Consider the following 22558-nt stretch of genomic DNA (forward strand, 5'->3'; position numbering starts at 1 on the left):
AACAGTTTGAAACCATGCGCGGAAACCGCGGGATTGAGGCACTTACAGGGCTGTCAGGGAGCGTCAATCACCATCCACGACCAGGTCACGCCAGCAGCCTTGTTGCCGGCCTGAACGGACTCCGTGTACCGGGTAAAGCGCAGGGTGAGCCCGCAGTCATGTGCCAGGGCCTGCGTCTCAGCGTCGGTACCGCCGAAGACCGCGCGGCTGGCAGCGCCCGGACCATGCCGCACGGACATTGCCATTGCCGCCTGCGGCGCCATCAAGGAGCGCAATGTGGCCATCGCAGCGGCGCGCGTGGCTGTCTCTATGTGCTGCCAGACGGCACTCAGAAGCACAAAATCATAGGGTTCCCCTAGGGACACCGCAGCATCAAGACCGGGCAGCGCGGCATCCAGCCATCTGATCCCGGCATCCGCATATGTTTGAGCAGCAGCCTGCCGGAAGGCTTCCACCGGCTCACAGGCCGTGACCGCATGTCCCTGCGCTGCAAACCAGGCCGGGTTGCGACCAGCCCCCGCGCCCACATCCAGAACACGGCACGGGGATGTCGGCAGCACATCAAGGATGGGGCCAAGCACACTGTCGGTTGGAATAGACTTGAACCGGGTGATGAGTTCGGCAGCCGCCGCTTCATATCCCTCAATCACCTCGATCGACATCACCGCTTCCTCGATGTGGGTGGACATCAAAGCGTGGGCGATTCGCCGAGGAATAAAAACCTCAGCGGCACTCAGAAGTGTCGATAGCCCATCTTAGGGACATCGAGAGCCATACCCTGCCCGTCGACAACGCTGACCTCGCCCGCCTTGCCCGGTGCCAGGTCCCCAATCCGGGTCACCGGCGTTTCGGTGTCCCCGGAGGCTTCGGCAATCGCCTCTGCGGCATCAGCGGGGGCCGCAAACAGGATTTCATAATCATCGCCCGCACCCAGAAGGGACAGATGCAGCGACCGGTCTTTTTTCACGACCCGGGTTGCCGAGGATGACAGCGGTACGCGATCAAAGTCGATCCGCGCCGCCAGACCCGAGGCGTCAGCCAGATGGCCGGCATCGGCAATCAGACCATCGGATACGTCCAAAGAGGCGGAGGCAAAACCCGAAAGCTTGCGGCCAAAATCCGCCCTTGGCTGCGGCAGACGATAGCGCCCCTCCAGGCGCGTGCGGGTCCCAAGGGCGACCGCCCCCAGCTCACCCCGCAAGATCCTGAGACCAAGCCCGGCGTCTCCGATGGTGCCGGTGACATAAAGACCGTCGCCAGCCATGGCGCCCGCGCGTGTGACCATGCCCCCCTCGCCCAGCCTGCCGATGGCAGTCAAAGAAAAAGTGTCGGGGCCAGGTGTCCGAACAGTGTCCCCGCCGATGAGAACAAGACCAAAGGCTGACATGTCTTCGGCAAGCCCGTTTGCAAAGGCCTCCAGCCAGGAAATATCCCGCTGCTGGTTGAACGCCGCTGACAGAAGACAGCCAACCGGCTGCGCGCCCTTGGCGGCAAGGTCGGAGATATTCACCCGCACAAGCTTTTGGGCAATTTGGTCTGCCGGGTCATCAGCAAGAAAATGCACACCGGCGACAATCATGTCGCTGGTGATGCAGCTGCGACCGTCCGTATCAGGAACAAGCCCGACGTCGTCAGTCAGGTTCAGGCCGTGGGGACTGTCAGACAAAGGGGCAAACAGGCGGGCAATCAGGTCGAACTCGGTTTCAGAGTTGCCATCCTGCTGTGCCACTAGACATCACCCAGATGCTCACGGGCCAGACGGTCCAGCACCGCGTTGACGACCTTTGGCTCGTCCCCATCAAAGAAGGCTCGGGCCACGCCCACATATTCGTTGATGACTGCCTTGGGCGGTACGTCGGAGCGCCCGTAGATTTCAAACGTGCCCGCACGCAAAGTGGCGCGCAACGTGGCATCCAGCCGGGGCAGCCGCCAGCCTGACGCCAGGGCTTTGTCGATGGCCGGGTCAAGTTCCGCCTGCTTCTCCACGACGCCGCGCACGATGGACTCAAAAAAGTCCGCGTCAGCCGGATTGTCGTCGTTCAGTTCTTCTGCCGTTTCACCATCATAGGTGCGGCCCAGACGGGCGGCGCGAAACTCAGCAATAACATCGCCGATGTCAGCACTGCCGATATCCATCTGATAGAGCGCCTGCACAGCCGCCAACCGCGAATTGCTGCGGGCTTCGTGGGGCTGTTGTTGTGCGGGCTTCTTGCTCAAAGTCCATCCACCTTCATGGCGCGTTTGTGGGCGATCATCGCCAATGTGGCAGCAGCAGCACCGCCACCCTTGTTCTTGTCGTCTACCTTGGCCCGCGCCCAGGCCTGGTCTTCGTTCTCAACCGTCTGAATGCCATTGCCCAGGGCCAGTGCGTGCTCGACGCTCAGGTCCATAAGCGCCCGCGCGCTTTCAAATGCAACAATATCGAAATGCGCTGTTTCGCCACGTATGACACAGCCAAGGGTCACAAAGCCATCATAGGACGTCTGGCCACCGGTCACCTTCATGGCGCGAAGGGCGTACACCACAGCCGCCGGGATCTCCAGAACGCCGGGAACTTCCATGCGCTCATAGGTACCGCCGGCAGCTTCAATTTCTGCAATGGCACCACGCGCCATTTCATCCGTGAGTTCGGGATAAAAGCGTGCTTCGATAATCAGAATATGTGGTTTTTTGTTATTCATGGTTTTTCTTCTGCCTGGATCAGCTCTTGGTGATCGGACGCATGCCGACAACCTCAAGGCCGTACCCGTCGATACCGACAATGGTGGGGTTTGGTGAATTTGAAAGAAGTTCCATCTTGCGGATGCCCAGATCGAGCAGGATCTGCGCGCCAACCCCATATTCGCGCAGGCGACGCGGCCCCTGCTGCAGGCGGGTCTCGTCATCGGTCAGCAGCATGTCTGACACGATGGTCGCGTCCGTATCACGGATGATGACGATGACGCCGCGGCCTTCCTTGTCGATGGCCTTCATGGATTCTTCGATGAGATGCGAGCGCCCGCCCTTGGCACCCAGAATGTCATCAAACACGTTGATGGCATGCATGCGCACAAGCACGGGGTCGGGCGTGGTAATGTCACCCTTCACAAGCGCAATATGCTCAGAGTACTGAACATTGTTCCGGTAGACGATCATCTGGAATTCGCCGGCGTTTTCCGTCTCAAACGTCCGGTCGATGGCCCGCTGCATGAAATTGTCATGCTTGCGGCGATAGGCGATCAGGTCCGCGATGGTCGCGACTTTGAGATTGTGCAGCTGTGAAAACTGAATGAGGTCCGGCAGGCGCGCCATGGTTCCGTCATCATTCATGATCTCGCAGATCACACCAGCCGGGTTCAGACCCGCAAGGCGTGAGACGTCAACGGCGGCTTCCGTGTGGCCGGCTCGCACAAGCACGCCACCCTTCTTGGCAACCAGCGGGAACACATGGCCCGGCGTCGCGATGTCTGCGTAGTTCTTTGTGGGGTCCACGGCGACCGCAATCGTGTGCGCCCTATCATGGGCGGAAATACCAGTGGTGACACCTTCGCGGGCTTCAATCGAAATGGTGAAAGCCGTCTGGTGCCGCGACTGGTTGTGCGACGACATCAAATGCAGGTTGAGCTGCTCGGACCGCTCCTCCGTCATCGACAGGCAGATCAGGCCGCGACCATATTTCGCCATGAAGTTGATCGCATCCGGGGTCGCCATCTGCGCTGGGATCACCAGATCGCCTTCGTTCTCGCGATCCTCCGCATCCACCAGAATGAACATCTTGCCGTTGCGGGCGTCTTCGATGACATCCTCGATCGGGGACAGGAATTCGGAAAACTCGCTCATACATGCTCCTTGCCAGGCCGCTCGGCCGCTTGGATTTCTTGTGTTTCTATTGGGGTCAGGCGGTCTTTTGCCCAGATGTCCGTCTGTATCTTATTTGGCTGCAAACTCTATCTGGCGAGCGACATAGCGCGCCAGCATGTCAATTTCCAGATTTACCGGGTCACCATCCTTAAGATCGCCCAGCGTCGTCTGTGTCTGAGTGTGGGGAATGATGTTCACCCCGAAGGTGTCCTGCCCCACTTCATTCACCGTCAGGGAGATGCCATCTATGGAGATGGAGCCTTTTGAAGCGATGTAAGGCGTCAGGTCCGCAGGCGCCTTGAAGGTCAGCCGCCAGCTGTCGCCTTCGGGCTTCTGGCTCACCAGACTGCCAACCCCATCAACATGACCACTCACAATGTGGCCGCCCAGCTCATCGCCCGCCTTAAGGGCGCGTTCAAGATTGATCCGCGTCCCTTCCTTCCAGGACCCCAGCTTGGTCAGGTTGAGGGTTTCGCCGGAGGCTTCCACATCAAACCAGAAGGTCTTGTCATCCACCCGGCCTTTGTCGATCACCGTCAGGCAGGCACCGGAGCAGGCAATGGATGCGCCTAGGTCAATGCCATCCGCCTCATAGATGGTGGCGATCCGAAAACGGGTATCGCCGCGTTCCTCGATCTGGGTAACCTTGCCGATGTCAGTAATGATGCCGGTAAACATATGTGTCTCTCGTATTTCGCTAAATGTCGTGACGGACGCGCAGGCTAGTCAGCACGTCCTCGCCAAGGGCGATGACCGCCTGACGCTCAAAACCAGCATCAAGATCAATGTCATCAAGCCCCAGTCCGGCGACAGCAGAATAGCCGTCGTCGCCAATAATCTTCGGTGCCTGAAACCACTCGATGCGATCAATCAGATTGTCGCGCAGCAGACTGGCGGCCAGGCGCGCTCCGCCCTCCACCATCACCCGCGTGATGCCGCGCTCAGCAAGGAGCGTCAGGGCAGCGCCCATATTCATCTGGTTGTCCGGACCAAGCGGAACCGTGATGAGGTCAACACCCTGCTCCTCAAACGCCTGCGCCCGATCCTTGTCCGCATCTTCACGCGTCAGAAGAATGACCGGTGTGTCAGACGCCGTCCGAACCAGCTTTGACGTAAGGGGAAGTCTGAGACGTCCATCCGCAATCACGCGAATGGGCGACCGGCCGGAGAGCCCTGGCAATCTGCAGGTCAGCTGCGGGTCATCGACAATGGCAGTTGCGCTGCCGATCATGATGGCGTCGGCCTGCGCGCGCATGAGGTGGGTCCGCTCGCGCGCCATTTCACCCGTGATCCAGTGGCTCTTGCCGGTATGGGTGGCAATCTTGCCGTCCAGCGTTGAGGCAATTTTCAAAAGAACCTCGGGACGGTTTCGGGTCACCCGGCATGTGAACCCGGAATTGGCGTCCTTGGCTTCATCCTCAAGCACGCCTTCCGTCACCGAGATACCGCCGTCCTTCAACATGGCGACGCCCTGACCATTCACCCGTGGATCATCGTCCGTACACGCCACAACAGCGCGGGAAATGCCTGCATCAATCAGAGCCTGTGCACATGGTCCGGTCTTGCCGGTGTGGGCACAGGGTTCAAGGGTGACATAGGCAGTTGTGCCGCGCGCCCGTGCACCCGCCCGGCCAATGGCCTGTGTCTCTGCGTGGGGACGACCGCCCGGTTGCGTCCAGCCCCGGCCTACGACCAGGGGAACATCACCGGATGTATCAACCAGCACGCAGCCGACAGATGGATTGGGAGCAACCTGGCCCAGACCGCGACGCGCAAGCGTCAGCGCCATGCGCATAAAGCGCAGGTCTATGGCCATCCGTTCCTTGGGGGCCACCTGTTCTTTGGGGGAAAGATCCACCCTCTTCTCCGGTCTTGTGCTCTTGCGCACTGCCGGGCCGCACCATGCGGCATCGAGAATGCGCTGTTAGTCTTCTTCGCCGTTTTCGTCCTCAGAGTCGCCCAGGCCACCGAGGAAATTCTCAAAATCCTTGGCTTCCCGGAAATTCCGGTACACCGATGCAAACCGCACATAGGCCACTTCATCGAGCAGCTTCAGGCGCTCCATCATCAGTTCACCGACCATCGAGGCCGGAATGTCGGATTCGCCCGTACTCTCGAGCTCACGCACGATTCCGGACACCATACGCTCCACCCGTTCTGGCTCAACCGGACGTTTGCGCAAGGATATTTGCAGTGACCGCATCAGCTTGTCCCGGTCAAACGGTTCCCGCTTGCCGTTGCGCTTGACGACCGTCAGATCGCGAAGCTGGACGCGTTCAAAGGTGGTAAAGCGAGCACCACAGGCCGGACAGAACCGACGTCGACGGATCGCGGCCGCGTCTTCGGTTGGCCGTGAGTCCTTAACCTGTGTGTCCTCATTGCCGCAAAACGGGCAGCGCATATCCCAATATCCCCAGAAAACCGGACTTCAACGATAGGCTCAAACGAGGCAGAAGCCTGAATCAAGCCCGGGTCTCTGTTTACCCGTAAATCGGGAAACGTGCACACAATTCGAGGACCCGCTCTTTGACGGAGGCCTCAACAGCCCCGTTGTCCTCAGGATTGGCCACCAGGCCATCCAGAACTTCGGTGATGAGATCACCAATGAGCGAGAACTCAGCTACGCCAAAGCCGCGTGTCGTGCCGGCCGGCGTTCCCAGACGAACCCCGGACGTAATGGCCGGAGGGGCTGGATCAAACGGCACACCGTTCTTGTTGCAGGTGATGTGCGCGTTTTCGAGGGAATGCTCGGCTGCCTTGCCGGTGAGGTTTTTGGGACGCAGGTCCACCAGCATCAGATGGCTGTCGGTGCCGCCGGACACGATGTCCACGCCGCCCTTTTGCAGCGCCGAAGACAGGGCGCGTGCATTCTCGACGACATTTTGTGCGTAGATCTTGAAGCTGGGCTGGAGGGCTTCCCCGAACGCAACCGCCTTGCCGGCAATCACATGCATCAGCGGACCGCCCTGAATGCCGGGGAAAATGGCTGAATTGATCTTCTTCGCCAGCTTCTCGTCATTGGTGAGGATCATGCCGCCGCGGGGGCCACGAAGCGTCTTATGCGTGGTGGTGGTGCAGACATCCGCATAGGGCAGCGGGCTGGGATAGACCCCGCCGGCCACCAGACCTGCAAAGTGCGCCATGTCGACCATCAAGAAGGCATCAACACTATCTGCGATTTCACGGAATTTGGCGAAGTCGATGACCGGTGAATAGGCAGAGCCACCAGCAATAATCAGCTTGGGTTTGTGCTCCTGCGCGAGCGTGGCCACGTCATCATAGTCAATGTGACCGTCCTGCTTGCGCACCCCGTACTGCACAGGGTTGAACCACTTGCCCGACTGGTTCGGCTTTGCGCCGTGGGTCAGGTGCCCGCCCGCATCAAGGCTCATGCCCAGAATGGTATCGCCGGGCTTGATCATCGCCATCATGGCGCCCTGGTTGGCCTGACTGCCGGAGTTGGGCTGCACATTGGCGAACTCACAATTGAACAGACGCTTGGCGCGCTCAATCGCCAGCACTTCAACTTCGTCGACAAATTCACAGCCACCGTAGTAGCGGCGCCCGGGATAGCCCTCAGCGTATTTATTGGTGAGGACCGAGCCCTGCGCTTCAAGGACAGCGCGGCTGACGATGTTCTCTGAGGCAATCAGCTCAATCTGCGTTTGCTGCCGGCCCAGCTCACGACCGACGGAGGCAAAGACATCCGGGTCCGTCTCGGCCAAAGACCGGCTGAAGAAACCATCATTTGCCGAGTTATCAGCGTCTTGAAGTGACATGGGCAATCCTCGATATCAGGTGCTGTAGTGGCATTTTGTTGAGCGGTACGTCAGGCCATCAAAGACTCGCTAAAAGCCTGTGCAGCAGGAGGTAATCCGGTTGCTGCCAGCAAGCAAGTCGGCGGCCCGAAAACCAGCCTTGCGCACCTCCCGCCTCATCCCGTTTACCTACCACAAAGGGGAAGCCTGGTGCCGGGCAGAGTTCAGGTCAAAGGTCAGAAATTTGAGGTCAAAATAGTCGGGATGAGTGTAATGAGTTGAATTAAACACAACCAGACACGACTACTGCGGGCTGATTTCAGCAATACAATGTTCCACCACTTTTATTTGCAATAGTTGAATTGCCATCTCCCAGATAGCCATCTATATGCAGGGAATAGCTGAAATGACAGTGCCCAACCGGAGGCTAGGAATGAGTGACTTTGATAAAGACTTGGACGCCATTGATCGCGAAGAAGTCGTGCGCCTGACGGCAGACGTTATTGCAGCTTATGTAAGCAACAACGAGCTTTCACCAGCTGAACTGCCAGAGTTGATTCGGGCCGTTCATGGTGCTCTTGGCGGCGCTGCAGGCGCCGACGCCACGCCACCGGCTGAAAAGCAGAAACCGGCTGTGCCCATCAAGCGGTCCGTCACGCCGGATTACATTGTCTGCCTGGAAGACGGCAAGCGCCTCAAAATGCTCAAGCGCTACCTGCGGTCCCACTACGGCATGTCGCCGGACGACTACCGCTCCAAGTGGAACCTGCCCGCCGACTATCCGATGGTTGCCCCCAACTACTCCAAGCAGCGCTCGCAGTTTGCCAAGGACATTGGCCTTGGCACCGGTGGCCGAGGTGGCCGCGGCGGTCGGTAACGGGTCTTCATGGTCCGAACAAACAAAAGGCGCTGCCCCTCGGGTCAGCGCCTTTTTTTCGGCAGGTCTGCAAGCGCTTTTTCGAGTTTGCGCAAGGCGATGCGTTTGAGATCAGCCTCGGTAACGCGGGCGTCTCCCACAATGGAGACCTCCGTCCCCGTCCCTTCATGGACGGCGCTGACCTTCACATAGGCGCCCCGCGGCACGAATTCGAAATAGACCCGCTCAGTTGACGCATTCCCGGACGGTTTGCGTGAGCCCACCATGGGGACTAGGCCGCCCGACTGCGATCAATCTTGAATTCGCTGAACACCTGATCCAGCGCATCCACCAAAGCGGCAATCTTGCCATCGTCATGGAACGGCCCCGGCGTGAACCGCAGGCGCTCCGTGCCGCGCGGAACAGTCGGATAGTTGATCGGCTGCACATAAATGTTGTGCGCTTCAAGAAGGCGATCCGAGATCGCTTTGCAGGCCACCGGGTCCCACACCATCACAGGCACGATGTGGCTCGGCGTATCCAGCACGGGAAGCCCGCGCGCTTTCAGGTCAGCCTTGAGTTTTGCCGCCTGCATCTGCTGCGCGTCACGTTCAGCACGGCTGGCCTTGAGATGGCGCACACTGGCCAGCACACCAGCTGCCAAGACGGGTGACAGCGACGTCGTGAAGATGAAACTCTGCGCATAGGAGCGCACCACATCAACGATGCGTGCGGATGCTGCAATGTAGCCGCCCATCACGCCAAAGCCCTTGGCGAGCGTGCCTTCGATGATGTCCACCTTGTCGAGAACATCATCCCGGTCCGCGATGCCGCCGCCGCGCTGGCCATAGAGGCCAACCGCATGGACTTCATCAAGATAGGTGAGCGCATTGTACTTTTTGGCCAGATCACAGATCGCACCAATGTCGGCAATGTCGCCGTCCATGGAATAGACGCTTTCAAAGGCAACCACCTTTGGCACCGACGGATCCGAGTCGGCGAGCAGCTCTTCGAGATGCTCAAGGTCGTTGTGCCGGAAAATGCGCTTGGGACCGCCGCCATGGCGAATGCCTTCAATCATCGACGCGTGGTTCATCTCGTCGGAGAAGATCACACAGCCCTTGAGAATGCGGGCAAGGCTTGAGAGCGTCGCTTCGTTGGCGACGTAGCCGGACGTAAAGAGCAGCGCTGCTTCCTTCTGGTGAAGGTCGGCAAGTTCGCGCTCAAGTTCGATGTGGTAGTGGTGCGTGCCGGAGATGTTCCGCGTGCCGCCGGATCCAGCACCGGTCACTTCCAGCGCCGTATGCATGGCTTCCAGAACCTTGGGGTGTTGCCCCATGCCCAGATAGTCATTCGAGCACCACACGGTGATGGTGTCGTCCAGAACGCCATCTATGTAGCGCTTGGCCGTCGGATACGCGCCCTGCTGCCGCTCGAGTTCGGCAAAAACCCGGTAGCGTCCCTCAGCACGCAGCGTGTCCAAAGCACCCTGCAAGGCATCGTCATAATTAATCCGGTTCATTTGCCGGCCCTCTCCGTCTTCCCGCAGAAGCCTTTTCACCAGCCGCCCATCCCGGACGGGCGGTTGCAAAGCTTCACCCGCAACAACTCTCGCGGGATTATGGTTGACGTTTTGTTAACCCGGACATTTTGCCGGTGTCTTTGATCCACGTCTAAGGATCGCGACTTGTGATCAATCTGTGACGTTCAATCTATGCCACGTAGCCAAAGTCCGCAAAGTGCGGATTGCCGCACGAAAATGGGGTCCAATGCGCCCAAAGGCCAGAAAATTTTGTCTGGCGGGCCGGTCACCCCCATGCGGACGGTGTCAGGCCCAAAGTCCCCGCTCCTCAAGTACTTGTTTGAGCAGCGCCGGCTTGTCGGTCATCAGGCCATCCACGCCCAGATCCAGCAGCCGTCTCATTTCGTCGGGATCATCAATCGTCCAGATATGTACCTGCAAACCGTTCGCATGACAGGTATCGATGAAGGACTTGTTTCCCAGGGTCACACCGAACTGGACCACGGGAATCTGCGTACAGCCAAACGCCGTGTGACTGCCGATGGGTATGCCCCAGGCCCGAAACCGCATCCACGATGTCGCCCATGGCCCCATGCTGGTGCACAGCTTTGGCCCCAGCGCGTCCCGCATCTGCTGAAGCCGTCGGTCTGAGAACGATCCGATGCAGACACGCTCAATTGCATTGGTGCGCTGAATGGCCTCGATCAACGGCGCCACGCAGGCATCATGTTTGGGGTCGATGTTGAAACGGGTCTCGGGAAATGACCCCAGCAGATCTTCCATCAAGGGAATCGGTTCACGACCTTCAATCAGCGCCGCTTTGACCTCGGCATAATCGAGTTCCTCGATCGCGCCTTGCTGATTGGTTACCCGGTCCAGCCGGTCATCATGAAAGGACAGCAACACGCCGTCACGGGTCGCATAGGCATCGGTTTCTATGTACCGGTAGCCCATGTCCACGGCAGCCTGAAAAGCCGCCATGGTGTTTTCCGGAAAATCCACAGCGCCGCCACGATGGGCAAACGCCAGGATTCCGTCATGCTCGAGATAAGCGAATTTTGCAGGTCGACTCATGGGCCGAGTTTAGAGGGAAGCGTGACGCCCGTCGCGGCCATAAATATCGTCGCGGAAATTAACAACGCCATGCTCGTCCACCCACGCTGTGAGATAGAGCATGTAAACCGGCACAGTCTTTTTCAGACGCACATCCTTGCGCGCACCGCTAGCCACCAGCGCGTCTACCCGCTTGCGGTCCCAGCCCTGCGCTTTGAGGATCCACGTGGTGAGATCATGCACATGCTCCACACGCACACAGCCAGACGAGTTCGCCCGGACGTTCCGCCCGAACAGGCTCTTGGACGGTGTATCATGCAGATAGACCGCATGCGGATTAGGGAAGTGAATCTTGACGGTGCCCAGTGAGTTGCGCGGACCCGGGTCCTGACGGAACAGGAAGGTGCGTTCGTTCACTTGGTTCCAGTTGACCTTGTACGGATTAACTTCACGTCCGCCATAGCCGCGATAGACACGCATATTGAGCCGCTTGAGGTAGCTCGGGTCGCGACGGACCTGGGGTAGAATGTCCTTGCGGGCAATTGACTGCGGCACGTGCCAATAGGGATTGAACGCAAGGAACGTGATCTTGGACGTATATTCCGGGGTCTGACGATCGACCTTGCCGATCACCACACGGTGACGACGTTCCACACGGCCATTCGCTACGGCTTCCAGCTTCTGACCGGCAATGTTCACAAAGATGTAGCGCTCACCCAGCGTGGTGGAGAGTTTGTTGATCCGCTTGAGATTGCGCTCAAGCAGCGCCAGACGCGCTTTGGCGGACATGTTGAGTGCTTCAAGTGTCCGGCGACCGATAACACCATCCGGTAAAAGGCCATTGCGTGACTGAAAGCGCTGCACGGCCCGAGTTACATCAGCATCAAACACGGTCGGGTTGCCACCGGCACCGGTAAGGTCACCCGTTGCAATCAGGCGCTTGCGAAGCAGCGGCACGCGCAGCTCATCCACGATGCCTTCTTCCAGCTTGCCGCCGGTCTTGGGAATACGCTCCCAGCCGCCCCACTCCACGATGTTCTTGTACATGGAGATAGCGCGCAGCAGCGGCCAGTAGCCAGCGTCACCCAGCGTGGGAGCATCCGACATCGGTGCTTTGGCGTTTTCAAAATCTTCAATGCGCCGTGGTGCATCCCACGGGTCGATCCAGTCAACGGCCCAGGGGTCATCCACAAAGGAACTGCTCGGCGACGAGCGGTCAGAATAATCCTGGGACGGGGCTGCCGGCGCAGCAGCCGGGCTGTCGCCAAAAATGTCATAGGACCGCGCAGGCTCGGCATTGGCCGCAACAGCAGCCAATGCACCGAGCGCCATAACCGTGGCAGCAAATAGGACGGTCTTGATCAGTGTGCGTGCCAAAACGGAACGATCCCAATTCTAATAGGTGGCATGAGGGGGGGAACCCTTAGAATTACCCCACTCTTTGCAACATTCAGACCGGCAGGGCCCAGGCAGGACCAGCGCGTTTGCTCACTGAAAATCCCCTGGTTCCCGCAGGCCCATGTTAGCCATAGGTCCAACCGAGAAAAGCCACTCCATCCGCGCATTTGCGACAAGCGACGTGGCGTCACCGCTCCCCCAAGCGTTAAAAGCCACGGGAAAAAATCTAGCGCCCTTTGCGCCAGCCCGCTAGGTAATAGTTTGTTAACCATGATCATGGTGCGCGACGGCCCTGTGGGACCACAAACAGGCACCGTTCCTGCACCGGCCAAACCATCACCGTGATGTCCCTGCCGCCCATGCGGCCAGACCAAAGGCAAATCAGTTTTGACGGCTTTAAGTCTCATCGGTCTCAATCTGCTTGTTGTCGGCCTTGTCGTACTTGGTCTGTGGCTGCTCAGCCTTCGTCTGAAGGATGTGAGCTTCGTGGATGCCTTCTGGCCCGTGGGCTTTGGTGTCGTTGCCTGGACCACTTTTCTGGCCGTAGACGTCGAACACAGCCGGGCGACACTCCTTTTGGGTTTCACCAGCCTGTGGTCGCTGCGTCTGGGCGTCTACCTGTTGTCCCGCTGGCTGTCTGAGCCCCACGAGGACAAACGGTATCAGGCGATGCGCCGCAACCGGCCTCATTTCAAATGGCAAAGCATCTATGTCGTCTTCGGCCTCCAGGGAGCGTTGATCGTCATGGTCGGTGTTCCGGTCATCTTCGGCATCGCCAATGCGCAGGCCCCGCTGGGCTGGCTCGATGCCATGGGCGTTCTCTTCTTCACTGCCGGCTTCATGTGTGAGTCCCTGGCTGACAGTCAGCTCGCAGCATTCAAGCGCGACAAGGACAATGAGGGCGTGGTGATGGACAAGGGCCTGTGGGCCTGGTCCCGACATCCCAACTATTTCGGCAATACCCTGATCTGGTGGGGCCTCTTCCTAATTGCGGCGTCAGACACAGCAAACCTGTGGACGGTTGTTGGTCCCATCCTGATGACGTGGCTGATTTTGAAGATTTCCGGGGTGTCGCTACTGGAGCGCGGACTGCACAAGTCCCGGCCCGGCTACGACGCCTATGTGGCCCGGACCAGTGCGTTCATTCCCCTGCCGCCCCGGAAGTAGCGACAGGGGAAGAAGGCACTAAAGGCGGTAGCGGATCTGATCGGTCCAGAAGCGCTCAAGACGGCGCAGCGTGGTGTTGATGATCGACAGGTCGTCTTCTGCCACTTCACCAACAGGCTGCAAAGACAACAGGTGACGCTCATAGAGCTCATCCACCAGTTCGTTGATCTCCATACCCTTCTCGGTAAGGCTTACACGCACGGACCGGCGGTCTGCTTCAGACCGTTTGTGATGGATGTAACCCGTATCCACCAGCTTTTTCAGATTGTAGGAAACATTGGACCCAAGGTAATGGCCGCGTGTCCGCAGCTCACCAGCGGTCAACTCGGCGTCGCCAATGTTGAACAGCAGCAAGGCCTGCACACTGTTGATTTCATCGCAGCCAATACGGTCCAGCTCGTCCTTGATGACATCAAGCAGGCAGCGGTGGAGCCGCTCAACAAATGTCAGCGTTTCAAGGTAATGGGCCTTGAGAGCGGAAACATCCGTTTCCGGCGTCTCATCCACGGCCACAGCGGCGCTCATATTCATGTTCATACTCCCGGTTTCTTCGATACCAACCCGCCTTTCTTGACGGGATTTATCTCGAACTCGGTAGCAACTTTACGCGACCCGCCTTAATGGAACGCGAAACTGCCAGCGCAATGTATTTCAAAGTTTAAACAATTTTACTCAGCGGCAACGGGCAGAACCGTGTTCTCCGCCGCATTGATCATGGCAGCCGAGAGCGCGCCATAGGCTTCAACCCACGCGTCCCGCACATCGGTCGTAAAGTCTTCACCAAGCCCCTGCTCCAGGGTCCACAGCAAAGCCGTGCCGACGGTTTCGTACTGTTCCGGGACAACACCATAATCACGATGACGGATTGCCAGAGACTCTGCGGTGGGCAGGATGGTTGCCAGATCGTTAAGACCTGCGACAACCGACGCCAGCATGGACATCAGCATGCGGCCCTGGTCGTCCATATCGCCCTTGAACATGGGCCGGACTTCCGGCGCGAGCTCAAACAGCCTGGTGTAAAAAATGTCCGCGGCTTTTCCCGCAATAGGGACAACTTTGGCGAAGCTGCGTTGCACAAGTTCGATTTGATATGGCGTCATTATTTTTCCCCTCGAAACATCGATGGGAAAAACCCTACTCGCAAAGCGTGAATAACAAATTAGGGCGCACGCATAAGAAGAGTGCGGCAGTACCGAACATCAAGATACCCAATAGCATGTTGTTGCAGATAGTGGCCGCCTGGCTGTTCCCGACACCCGCCCTGCATGAAACACTTTCTTACCCATGTTTTCAAGAATGGGCCGTGCGCGGACGAAATCCGCTTTCTCTCACCCCACTCTGAAGGTGCAGCCTGCACGCAGGCGCGCTGGACCGGCGGTTTGCATCTACTCGGGCGTCCGCTGCGACACGTCTGTTTCCACAGCGCTGCAAAAATCTCTATGTTTTTAGAAGTTAAAGAGCCTTCGAGCAGGAGCATTGAGCTTGGAACATGAGAATTTCCTGATTGGATTTGCACAACTCAGCCTTGTCATGACTGGCTTCGTCACCGCTCTTTTCGTTTTCATGATGCCCGAAGGCGGTCGTTCCCGCGTCAACACATTCCATGCAGTTCCCGTACTGGTAGGAAGCCTGATTTGTCTTTTGGCATCGATCATACCCTTGCTGCTCATTGCTTATGGGCTTGAGGGTAAAACAGTGTGGTGGTGGTCCAGTGTTGCGGCGTTCGCCTTGGGAACGGTCTTCGCCTTCATTGCTGGTTCGTTGACCATCCAACTCACCAAGGCGGAATTCAAAGAACTAGGACCAGTTCATATTATTACAGGATATGTCCTGGCAGCCATCGCGATGCTGCTGCTCGCTTGGAATATCTTTATTGACGTTCAGGGCGGACACTACCTCACGGCGCTTGTGCTCACATTCTTCGCGAGTCTGATTGGATTTGTGGCGTTTGCGATCCAAAAAGTGTTCTATTGGTGAAGCTAACCATGCACCGTTCGCCTCAGAGATCACCGCGCAACATCTTGATGATGCCGGAAAAATCGAGGCCGTCTTTTCCCGCTGCTTCCATCAGCCCGTAAAGCGACGCAGCTTCATTCCCAAGCGGCGTTGGTGCCTTGGATTGAGCAGCCGCTTCCTGCGCCAGTCGTAAATCCTTAAGCATCATTCCCGCAGCAAACCCTGGCTTGTAGTCATTGTTGGCCGGCGACGTGGGCACTGGTCCTTCGGCAGGACAATAGCTCGTCATGGACCAGCACTGGCCAGAGGCCGTGGATGAAATGTCGAAGAATGTCTGCGCATCCAGACCCAGCTTGTCCGCCAGATTGAACGCTTCGGCGGTGCCAATCATCGAAATGCCCAGCAGCATGTTGTTGCAGATCTTGGCCGCCTGGCCATTTCCCGCGCCACCAGCGTGAAACACATTTTTACCCATGTTTTCAAGAATGGGCTGTGCACGGACAAAAGCGTCCTTTTCACCGCCAACCATGAAGGTCAGCGTCCCGGCTTCTGCACCGCCGACGCCACCGGACACAGGCGCATCCACCATCGCCAGTCCCTTGTCCGCCGCCAATGCCGCAACACTGCGGGCCGTGGCCACATCAATTGTCGAGCTGTCGATCAGCAGCGTGCCAGACCCCGCCCGGGCTATCACGCCCTCATCACCGCCATAGACTGCTGCCACATGACGCCCCGCGGGCAACATGGTCACAACGATCTCGACTCCAGAAGCAGCGTCACCGGCACTGGCAGCAACAGACGCACCCGCCTCTTTTAAGCCAGCAACAGCATCCGCACTGAGGTCAAACACGGTAACCTTGTGGCCCGCCTTCAACAGGTTGCGCGCCATGGGCCCGCCCATATTGCCAAGCCCGATAAATCCGATGGTGCTCATAAGTGCCTTCCCTGCCCGGTGTTAGCCCAGGTCCCCTGTATTAGCCTAAGTCCTGCACGTCAGCCCAAGTCCCCTGCGTTAGCTCAGGTCAATGTCGCCACCCTCTGCGGGGGCAAAAATCATGCTGATGTCGTCGGCCGTCACCGCTTCCAGCGTGTCCGGCTGCCAGTTGGGCGCATTGTCCTTGTCGATGATGGCGGCCCGCACACCTTCATAAAAGTCAGGCTGCTTCATGATGCGCGACACGATGCGATATTCGATCGTCATGCACTCCCTGAAATCGGCCTTGGCCCCATCCACCATCTGCCGGTACGCGACCTTGAGGCTGGTGGGTGATTTGGTGCGAATGGTCGCGGCCTGGGCCATCGCCCATTCGCCGCCATCCGCATCAAGGTCGGCGAGAATGTCTTCCACGCTCGCCCCATAGAACAGCCCGGAGATATCATCCTGCAAGTCCGCCAGCGTACCGCCTTGCGGCTGCGTCGAATGGATGGTCAGTGCCGCCTTTACATCGATGCCCGGTGCGCACAGCGTCTCTTCAAGTTCATCCAGATCAGCGGATTCCACATAATGTGTGGCAATACCGGCATAGATCGCGTCCGCTGCCTTGAGGCGCGCGCCGGTGAGCGAGAGCCACATGCCCGTATGACCCGGCGTGCGGGGCAGAAAATACGTCCCGCCCACATCGGGAAACAGGCCGATCCCCGTTTCAGGCATGGCGAAGGTTGTCTTCTCCGTTGCGACCCGGTGTGATCCGTGTACGGAGAGTCCGACGCCGCCCCCCATAGTGATGCCATCCATGAAGGCGATATACGGTTTGGGGTATTCCTTGATGAAGGTGTTGAGCTTGTATTCCTGGTTGTAGAAATCCACAGCCATGGGGTCATTCGACGTGCCCCAGTCATACAAGGCCCGGATATCACCGCCCGCGCAAAAGGCACGATCGCCCGCCGCCTTGACGATGACCCGCTCAACAGCGGGATCATCCGCCCAGGCAATGAGCTGGGGATGCAGGGCGTGCATCATGTTCAGGGTGAACGCGTTGAGCGCCTTTGGGCGGTTGAGGGTAATGACACCCGCAGCGCCTTTGACCTCAAAAAGAATTTCAGCTTCTTCAGACATGTACTCAGCTACCGGTTCAGCATTTCGCGGGAGATGATCACCCGCATGATTTCGTTTGTGCCCTCGAGGATCTGGTGCACGCGGACGTCGCGCAGATGCCGCTCCAGCGGATAGTCCTTGAGATAGCCATAGCCGCCATGGATCTGCAGCGCCTGGTTGACCACTTCAAAGCCCGTATCCGTCGCCAGACGCTTGGCCATGGCGCAATGCTGGGTGGCGTCAGGGGCTTTCTGATCAAGCTTGGTGGCGGCCTGCCGCAGCAACAGCCGCGCAGCTTCAAGTTCCGTTGCCATGTCGGCCAACTTGAACTGCGTCGCCTGAAACGTGGATATGGCCTTGCCGAATTGCTCACGGTCCTTCGCATAGGCAATGGCAGTGTCCAGCGCGACCTGCGCCGTCCCAAGTGAACAGGCCCCGATGTTGAGACGACCGCCGTCGAGCCCCTTCATGGCAATCTTGAAGCCGTCCCCTTCATTGCCGATGAGGTTTTCAACCGGCACGCGGCAGTCTTCAAAAATAACGGCCGCTGTGGGCTGCGAGTTCCAGCCCATCTTCTTTTCGGTGGCCCCGAAGGACAGGCCCGGTGTGCCTTTCTCCACCACGATGCAGGACACACCGCCTGCCCCGTCGCCCCCGGTCCGGATCATGCAGACATAAACGTCGGACGATCCCGACCCTGAAATGAAGGCCTTTGATCCGTTGATCACATAATGGTCGCCGTCACGCACGGCCTTGGTCTTGAGGGAAGCGGCGTCTGACCCGGCGCTTGGCTCGGTCAGGCAGTAACTGGCGATGAGGTCCATCGACGTCAGGCTCGGCAGCCATTTCTGGCGCTGGTCTTCATTGCCGAACGTATCAATCATCCACGACGCCATGTTGTGAATGGAAATGTAGGCCGCCGTTGACGTGCAGCCCTGCGACAGGGCCTCGAAGATCAGCGCCGCATCCAGCCGGGTCAGCGCCGAGCCGCCCACGTCTTCACGCACATAGATACCCGCGAACCCAAGGGCTGCAGCCTTGCGCATGGTGTCCACGGGAAAAATTGCTTTCTCGTCCCACTCAGCTGCGTGGGGCGCCAGCTCATTGGCGGCAAAATCAGAAGCTGTATCGAAGAACGCGCGTTGGTCTTCCGTCAGGGCGAAATCCATCTGTCGCCTCACTCCCATCCGTCGTTTGTTTGCTTGATGACGGGTGTAGCTAGGCCGCAATGGCGCGTCAACGCGGAGCCGCAATGGTTTTTGTACTCCGCACGAGCCCTATCCACATCCCTCCGGCTTGACCGGAGGGCCCACTCGCAGTGCGTCAGCTCTGGTGCCCAATTTTCCAATTCACATATGTGCAGCAAATGCGAGTGGACCCCGGATCAGGTCCGGGGATACGGAAACGACTATTGCTTGCGGCTGACAATCACTTCGGACGGTATCCCGCCGGCGACTTTTTTGCAGGCATGCGCGACGTCAAATCCATCCGGCACACAGGCCAGAAGTTCCAGCGGGCGGCACCCGCCAACCGCCTGCGGGCGCAATCTATGGACGGTCGACCACAGGCTCGATGTGAGGCGCGACAGGGGCGTGTAGCCACCGGTGAGACTCACAGCGCCAAACAGCCCGCCAGGCTTGAGCACCCGCCGCACTTCCTCATAAACCGCCCGGATCTCGTCTTCGGAGAAAATATCAAGCACATAGGCCGCATAGACATGGCTGACGCAGTTGTCCCGCAGCGGCAGCGGCGCACGCACATCACCCACCACGGCAAAGGCCTCGTCGCACTGGCGCAACCGATTGCGGCCCAGATTGACCATGACGGGAGACAGATCGAGGCCGAGATAGCGCGTGCCGCGGGGGGTGAGTTCCGTGACCACCTCATGGGCCAGACGCCCGGTCCCCATGCCCAGTTCCAGCACGCTGTCAGCTGTATCGAAGGCCATCTGGCGCTTCATTTCGGACAGCGGTTCGTCTTCGTACCAGCCCTGGGTGTCCTGTTTGGCGCCAAACCGATTGTACAATGAAACGATTTCGTCGCGCTCTAGCAGCCGCATTCAAACACCCTGACATATCCCTCAATAAATGGCCCAAAAACTTGCCCGAAGGCCGATAGCCTTTTATGCAGGATATATGAGCACAGATCCAAAGACGTCCAACATCAAGAATATCGGCACGCCTGCCGTCAACGCACCTGAGCAGATGGGTCCCGGCTTTCCAGCCACCCGCCCGCGCCGCAATCGCAAGAGCGACTGGACGCGTCGGCTGACCGCCGAAAACATGCTGACCGTTGACGATCTGATCTGGCCGATATTCGTGGTTGATGGCGACAATGTGCGCGACCCGGTGGCCACGATGCCCGGCGTTGACCGCCTGTCTGTTGATCTGGCTGTGGAAGCCGCGGCCAAGGCCGCAGACCTCGACATTCCGGTCATTGCCCTCTTCCCCTACACAGAGCCCGGCCTGCGCGATGAGCGTGGCAGCGAGGGCCTCAATCCACAAAACCTGATCTGTCAGGTGACCCGGGCCATCAAGTCCCAGGTGCCGGATATCGGTATCCTGTGCGATGTGGCGCTTGATCCCTACACCAGTCACGGCCATGACGGATTGTTGGAAGGCAACACCATCCTCAACGATGAAACCGTGCAGGTGCTGTGCACCCAGGCGCTGGTTCAGGCCGAAGCCGGCTGCGACATCATCGCCCCCAGCGACATGATGGACGGCCGCATTGGCGCCATCCGCCACGCCCTTGAAAATGCCGGTCACACCGAAGTGCAGATCATGGCCTATGCCGCCAAATACGCATCTGCATTCTATGGCCCGTTCCGTGACGCGGTCGGATCATCGGGCGCACTCAAGGGCGACAAGCGCACCTACCAGATGAACCCTGCCAACACCGACGAAGCCCTGCGCGAAGTAGCACTCGACATCGAAGAAGGCGCGGACATGGTGATGGTAAAACCCGGCATGCCCTATCTCGACGTGGTTGCGCGGGTGAAAGACACCTTCCAGATGCCGACCTTCGCCTACCAGGTGTCCGGTGAATACGCGATGCTTCAGGCCGCCGCCCAGAACAACTGGCTGGATGGCGAGAAGGTCATGCTGGAAAGCCTCCTGGCCTTCAAACGCGCCGGCGCCGACGGCGTGCTGAGCTACTTTGCCAAAGACGTGGCAGAGCGGCTGCGGGACGGCTAACAGAGGTCCAATGGATTGTCCGGTTAAACTGGACAATGGCCTTCTTGGGTTTTGTAGTTCCTTTATCCGCCATGCTCCGGCTTGACCGGGGCATCCATACAGCCTTGCATTCTGGCATGGCGTATTTTGTCTACATCATGGCCAGCCGGAAACATGGCACGCTGTATGTTGGCAGCACCGGCGACCTCGTGCGCCGTGTGCATGAGCATCGTGAGAAAAGTGCAGAGGGTTTTACGACCCGATACGATGTTGCTCAGTTGGTCCACTACGAAGTGTTCGAGGACTACGAGACCGCCCGGCAGCGCGAGCGTCGGATCAAGAAATGGAACCGGGCTTGGAAAACTGACCTGATTGAGAAGGCCAATCCGGACTGGCGTGATCTGTGGGACGATATTGCCAGGCCTTGAGTGCTGAATGGATTGTCCGGTTAAACCGGACAATGGCGTTTCTAGTTTTCAAAAGACTATCTTCGCCATCCCACGGCTTGACCGGGGGATCCATGCAGCGTTCGCCTACCTCAAAAAGCTTATCCCCGCCCCCTCAGACCACCCGTATCCTGTTCGCAGCCTCACGTCTCAACCGCGTGAGGGGCGTTGCTGGTCAGTCCCCGGCCTGCGGCGTGGGATGCGTTGCCATGGCGGTCTGACCGGACACGGACAACGGACATTCAGGACACGGACACACGGACAGGACCCGCTATGGCAGCGTTTCCCTCTTTTGTCCCGGCCCTTGCACCAAACAGGTGGTGCGAGGCCGGTGAAACTCGCCTAGCTCCTGGTGAAGCGGGCGATCAGGCTGGAGGTATCCCAGCGATTGCCGCCCATCTCCTGAACTTCGGCGTAGTAGCCATCGACGATTTTGGTGACGGGAAGATTGGCCCCATTGCGCGCCGCTTCCGCCAGACAGATCGCAAGGTCCTTGCGCATCCAATCGACGGCAAAGCCGAAATCAAACTCGCCCTCGTTCATGGTCTCCCAGCGGTTTTCCATCTGCCAGCTCTGGGCGGCCCCCTTGGAGATGACATCCATGACACCCGCCACATCAAGATCTGCCTTCTGGGCAAAATGAATGGCTTCGGACAGGCCCTGCACGAGCCCGCCAATGCAAATCTGGTTGACCATCTTGGTCAGCTGACCGGACCCCGCAGGCCCCAGCAGACGCGATTGCTTGGCATAGGCATCTATGATCGGTTCAGCGGTTTTGTAGTGATAGGGATCGCCGCCACACATGATGGTCAGCTGACCGTTTTCAGCCCCGGCCTGCCCGCCGGACACGGGTGCATCAATGGCACCAAAGCCGCGCTTGTCTGCTTCTGCCGCCAGTTCGCGGGCAATGTCTGCGGAGGCCGTCGTGTGGTCCACAAAGACCGTGCCCGGCTGCATGGTCTGAAACACCCCGTCCGGCCCCAGCGTCACCGATCGCAGATCATCGTCATTGCCGACGCAGGTAAAAACCACTTCGGCCTCAGCCGCCGCCTTGGCCGGCGTCCACGCACCAGAGCCGCCGTGGGAGCCCTTATAGGCTTCGCGCCACTGCTTGGCCTTGATGGTGGTGCGATTATAGACGGTAACCTGATGCCCGGCCTTGGCCAGATGCCCCGCCATGGGATAGCCCATGACCCCAAGCCCAATAAACGCAACGCGTGCCATGTGGTATCTCCTACCGATTGCTCCTATGTGTGGAGCCGCTCATATGTATTGGGCGCACTAAACATGAAACCACTCGCGACCGGAATACGTAGACCGGAACAAAGAACGAGGGTTTGGGGAGGCCGCA

General features: G+C 58.7%; 25 protein-coding genes. 5 read left to right on the forward strand and 20 right to left on the reverse strand.

Annotated features, from left to right (window positions below; all coding sequences use genetic code 11):
• Positions 1 to 53 precede the first annotated feature (53 nt).
• From BN1012_RS07640 to glyA, 9 genes are all read right to left on the reverse strand, one after another.
• Complete coding sequence (locus BN1012_RS07640; RefSeq protein ID WP_052534801.1) at positions 54 to 689, reverse strand: class I SAM-dependent methyltransferase; 636 nt, start codon at positions 687 to 689, stop codon at positions 54 to 56.
• A 44-nt stretch (positions 690 to 733) separates the two neighbouring features.
• A complete protein-coding gene (thiL, locus tag BN1012_RS07645) occupies positions 734 to 1729 on the reverse strand; it encodes a thiamine-phosphate kinase (protein WP_043949161.1) in 996 nt (331 codons plus the stop codon).
• A complete protein-coding gene (gene nusB / locus BN1012_RS07650) occupies positions 1729 to 2217 on the reverse strand; it encodes a transcription antitermination factor NusB (protein ID WP_043949162.1) in 489 nt (162 codons plus the stop codon). The genes thiL and nusB overlap by 1 nt, the downstream gene beginning before the upstream one ends.
• A complete protein-coding gene (gene ribH, locus BN1012_RS07655) occupies positions 2214 to 2681 on the reverse strand; it encodes a 6,7-dimethyl-8-ribityllumazine synthase (protein WP_043949163.1) in 468 nt (155 codons plus the stop codon). Before ribH ends, nusB begins: the two co-directional genes overlap by 4 nt.
• 19 nt (positions 2682 to 2700) lie before the next feature.
• Complete coding sequence (gene ribB / locus BN1012_RS07660) at positions 2701 to 3819, reverse strand: 3,4-dihydroxy-2-butanone-4-phosphate synthase (RefSeq protein WP_043949164.1); 1119 nt, start codon at positions 3817 to 3819, stop codon at positions 2701 to 2703.
• Positions 3820 to 3909: 90 nt separating this feature from the next.
• The gene (locus BN1012_RS07665) at positions 3910 to 4518 is read right to left on the reverse strand and encodes a riboflavin synthase (RefSeq protein WP_043949165.1); all 609 of its coding nucleotides are present in this window, start codon (positions 4516 to 4518) and stop codon (positions 3910 to 3912) included.
• Positions 4519 to 4537: 19 nt separating this feature from the next.
• Positions 4538 to 5698: a bifunctional diaminohydroxyphosphoribosylaminopyrimidine deaminase/5-amino-6-(5-phosphoribosylamino)uracil reductase RibD gene (gene ribD / locus BN1012_RS07670; RefSeq protein ID WP_244442960.1), complete on the reverse strand. Its 1161-nt coding sequence runs from the start codon at positions 5696 to 5698 to the stop codon at positions 4538 to 4540.
• A gap of 66 nt (positions 5699 to 5764) precedes the next feature.
• A complete protein-coding gene (gene nrdR / locus BN1012_RS07675) occupies positions 5765 to 6241 on the reverse strand; it encodes a transcriptional regulator NrdR (protein ID WP_043949166.1) in 477 nt (158 codons plus the stop codon).
• A 79-nt stretch (positions 6242 to 6320) separates the two neighbouring features.
• Positions 6321 to 7619: a serine hydroxymethyltransferase gene (gene glyA / locus BN1012_RS07680; RefSeq protein ID WP_043949167.1), complete on the reverse strand. Its 1299-nt coding sequence runs from the start codon at positions 7617 to 7619 to the stop codon at positions 6321 to 6323.
• 412 nt (positions 7620 to 8031) lie between these two features.
• On the opposite strand from glyA, the gene BN1012_RS07685 reads away from it, so the two are divergent.
• A complete protein-coding gene (locus BN1012_RS07685; RefSeq protein WP_043949168.1) occupies positions 8032 to 8475 on the forward strand; it encodes a Ros/MucR family transcriptional regulator in 444 nt (147 codons plus the stop codon).
• 44 nt (positions 8476 to 8519) lie between these two features.
• Here the strand turns inward: BN1012_RS07685 and BN1012_RS07690 are convergent, their stop codons facing one another.
• From BN1012_RS07690 to BN1012_RS07705, 4 genes are all read right to left on the reverse strand, one after another.
• Positions 8520 to 8741: a DUF6898 family protein gene (locus BN1012_RS07690; protein ID WP_043949169.1), complete on the reverse strand. Its 222-nt coding sequence runs from the start codon at positions 8739 to 8741 to the stop codon at positions 8520 to 8522.
• Between the two features lie 5 nt (positions 8742 to 8746).
• On the reverse strand, positions 8747 to 9976 hold the full coding sequence (hemA, locus tag BN1012_RS07695; protein ID WP_122381355.1) for a 5-aminolevulinate synthase: 1230 nt from the start codon (positions 9974 to 9976) through the stop codon (positions 8747 to 8749).
• A 306-nt stretch (positions 9977 to 10282) separates the two neighbouring features.
• On the reverse strand, positions 10283 to 11050 hold the full coding sequence (locus BN1012_RS07700) for a glycerophosphodiester phosphodiesterase family protein (protein ID WP_043949170.1): 768 nt from the start codon (positions 11048 to 11050) through the stop codon (positions 10283 to 10285).
• Between the two features lie 9 nt (positions 11051 to 11059).
• Entirely contained in the window at positions 11060 to 12406 is a 1347-nt protein-coding gene (locus BN1012_RS07705) for a L,D-transpeptidase family protein (protein WP_052534803.1), read from the reverse strand.
• Between the two features lie 408 nt (positions 12407 to 12814).
• Here BN1012_RS07705 and BN1012_RS07710 point away from each other — a divergent pair, with 408 nt between their 5' ends.
• Entirely contained in the window at positions 12815 to 13594 is a 780-nt protein-coding gene (locus BN1012_RS07710; protein WP_043949171.1) for a DUF1295 domain-containing protein, read from the forward strand.
• An 18-nt stretch (positions 13595 to 13612) separates the two neighbouring features.
• Here the strand turns inward: BN1012_RS07710 and ldtR are convergent, their stop codons facing one another.
• On the reverse strand, positions 13613 to 14125 hold the full coding sequence (gene ldtR, locus BN1012_RS07715; protein WP_122381397.1) for a transcriptional regulator LdtR: 513 nt from the start codon (positions 14123 to 14125) through the stop codon (positions 13613 to 13615).
• A gap of 137 nt (positions 14126 to 14262) precedes the next feature.
• Positions 14263 to 14694, reverse strand: coding sequence for a globin family protein (locus tag BN1012_RS07720; protein ID WP_043949172.1), 432 nt, complete (start codon positions 14692 to 14694; stop codon positions 14263 to 14265).
• Between the two features lie 382 nt (positions 14695 to 15076).
• Here BN1012_RS07720 and BN1012_RS07725 point away from each other — a divergent pair, with 382 nt between their 5' ends.
• Positions 15077 to 15571 carry a hypothetical protein gene (locus BN1012_RS07725; RefSeq protein ID WP_043949173.1) on the forward strand — a complete coding sequence of 165 codons (495 nt, stop codon included), beginning with the start codon at positions 15077 to 15079 and terminating at the stop codon, positions 15569 to 15571.
• A gap of 22 nt (positions 15572 to 15593) precedes the next feature.
• On the opposite strand, the gene mmsB is transcribed toward BN1012_RS07725, so the two are convergent.
• From mmsB to BN1012_RS07745, 4 genes are all read right to left on the reverse strand, one after another.
• The gene (gene mmsB, locus BN1012_RS07730; protein WP_043949174.1) at positions 15594 to 16484 is read right to left on the reverse strand and encodes a 3-hydroxyisobutyrate dehydrogenase; all 891 of its coding nucleotides are present in this window, start codon (positions 16482 to 16484) and stop codon (positions 15594 to 15596) included.
• 78 nt (positions 16485 to 16562) lie between these two features.
• Complete coding sequence (locus tag BN1012_RS07735) at positions 16563 to 17606, reverse strand: enoyl-CoA hydratase/isomerase family protein (protein ID WP_043949175.1); 1044 nt, start codon at positions 17604 to 17606, stop codon at positions 16563 to 16565.
• An 8-nt stretch (positions 17607 to 17614) separates the two neighbouring features.
• Positions 17615 to 18754, reverse strand: coding sequence for an isobutyryl-CoA dehydrogenase (locus BN1012_RS07740; RefSeq protein WP_043949176.1), 1140 nt, complete (start codon positions 18752 to 18754; stop codon positions 17615 to 17617).
• A gap of 239 nt (positions 18755 to 18993) precedes the next feature.
• Positions 18994 to 19644 (reverse strand): class I SAM-dependent methyltransferase, encoded by a 651-nt coding sequence (locus BN1012_RS07745; protein WP_043949177.1) that lies wholly within the window; start codon positions 19642 to 19644, stop codon positions 18994 to 18996.
• A 145-nt stretch (positions 19645 to 19789) separates the two neighbouring features.
• Here BN1012_RS07745 and hemB point away from each other — a divergent pair, with 145 nt between their 5' ends.
• Positions 19790 to 20782, forward strand: a complete 993-nt coding sequence (hemB, locus tag BN1012_RS07750; RefSeq protein ID WP_244442981.1) for a porphobilinogen synthase — start codon at positions 19790 to 19792, stop codon at positions 20780 to 20782.
• A gap of 116 nt (positions 20783 to 20898) precedes the next feature.
• Complete coding sequence (locus tag BN1012_RS07755) at positions 20899 to 21189, forward strand: GIY-YIG nuclease family protein (RefSeq protein ID WP_043950795.1); 291 nt, start codon at positions 20899 to 20901, stop codon at positions 21187 to 21189.
• A gap of 360 nt (positions 21190 to 21549) precedes the next feature.
• Here BN1012_RS07755 and BN1012_RS07760 read toward each other — a convergent pair whose 3' ends face one another.
• Positions 21550 to 22431 carry an NAD(P)-dependent oxidoreductase gene (locus BN1012_RS07760; RefSeq protein ID WP_043949179.1) on the reverse strand — a complete coding sequence of 294 codons (882 nt, stop codon included), beginning with the start codon at positions 22429 to 22431 and terminating at the stop codon, positions 21550 to 21552.
• Positions 22432 to 22558 lie beyond the last annotated feature (127 nt).

This window comes from Candidatus Phaeomarinobacter ectocarpi (assembly GCF_000689395.1).
Classification (GTDB): domain Bacteria; phylum Pseudomonadota; class Alphaproteobacteria; order CGMCC-115125; family CGMCC-115125; genus Pyruvatibacter; species Pyruvatibacter ectocarpi.

Bases quoted from the DNA above. Each gene is read 5' to 3' on its own strand.
- BN1012_RS07665 (WP_043949165.1), bottom strand. From the start codon at position 4,518: ATGTTTACCGGCATCATTACTGACATCGGCAAGGTTACCCAGATCGAG.
- ldtR (WP_122381397.1), bottom strand. From the start codon at position 14,125: ATGAATATGAGCGCCGCTGTGGCCGTGGATGAGACGCCGGAAACGGAT.
- BN1012_RS07735 (WP_043949175.1), bottom strand. From the start codon at position 17,606: ATGTCTGAAGAAGCTGAAATTCTTTTTGAGGTCAAAGGCGCTGCGGGT.
- hemA (WP_122381355.1), bottom strand. From the start codon at position 9,976: ATGAACCGGATTAATTATGACGATGCCTTGCAGGGTGCTTTGGACACG.
- BN1012_RS07755 (WP_043950795.1), top strand. From the start codon at position 20,899: ATGGCGTATTTTGTCTACATCATGGCCAGCCGGAAACATGGCACGCTG.
- BN1012_RS07690 (WP_043949169.1), bottom strand. From the start codon at position 8,741: ATGGTGGGCTCACGCAAACCGTCCGGGAATGCGTCAACTGAGCGGGTC.
- BN1012_RS07700 (WP_043949170.1), bottom strand. From the start codon at position 11,050: ATGAGTCGACCTGCAAAATTCGCTTATCTCGAGCATGACGGAATCCTG.
- ribB (WP_043949164.1), bottom strand. From the start codon at position 3,819: ATGAGCGAGTTTTCCGAATTCCTGTCCCCGATCGAGGATGTCATCGAA.
- nrdR (WP_043949166.1), bottom strand. From the start codon at position 6,241: ATGCGCTGCCCGTTTTGCGGCAATGAGGACACACAGGTTAAGGACTCA.
- hemB (WP_244442981.1), top strand. From the start codon at position 19,790: ATGGGTCCCGGCTTTCCAGCCACCCGCCCGCGCCGCAATCGCAAGAGC.
- BN1012_RS07760 (WP_043949179.1), bottom strand. From the start codon at position 22,431: ATGGCACGCGTTGCGTTTATTGGGCTTGGGGTCATGGGCTATCCCATG.
- glyA (WP_043949167.1), bottom strand. From the start codon at position 7,619: ATGTCACTTCAAGACGCTGATAACTCGGCAAATGATGGTTTCTTCAGC.
- BN1012_RS07720 (WP_043949172.1), bottom strand. From the start codon at position 14,694: ATGACGCCATATCAAATCGAACTTGTGCAACGCAGCTTCGCCAAAGTT.
- BN1012_RS07640 (WP_052534801.1), bottom strand. From the start codon at position 689: ATGTCCACCCACATCGAGGAAGCGGTGATGTCGATCGAGGTGATTGAG.
- BN1012_RS07745 (WP_043949177.1), bottom strand. From the start codon at position 19,644: ATGCGGCTGCTAGAGCGCGACGAAATCGTTTCATTGTACAATCGGTTT.
- ribH (WP_043949163.1), bottom strand. From the start codon at position 2,681: ATGAATAACAAAAAACCACATATTCTGATTATCGAAGCACGCTTTTAT.
- BN1012_RS07685 (WP_043949168.1), top strand. From the start codon at position 8,032: ATGAGTGACTTTGATAAAGACTTGGACGCCATTGATCGCGAAGAAGTC.
- mmsB (WP_043949174.1), bottom strand. From the start codon at position 16,484: ATGAGCACCATCGGATTTATCGGGCTTGGCAATATGGGCGGGCCCATG.
- BN1012_RS07740 (WP_043949176.1), bottom strand. From the start codon at position 18,754: ATGGATTTCGCCCTGACGGAAGACCAACGCGCGTTCTTCGATACAGCT.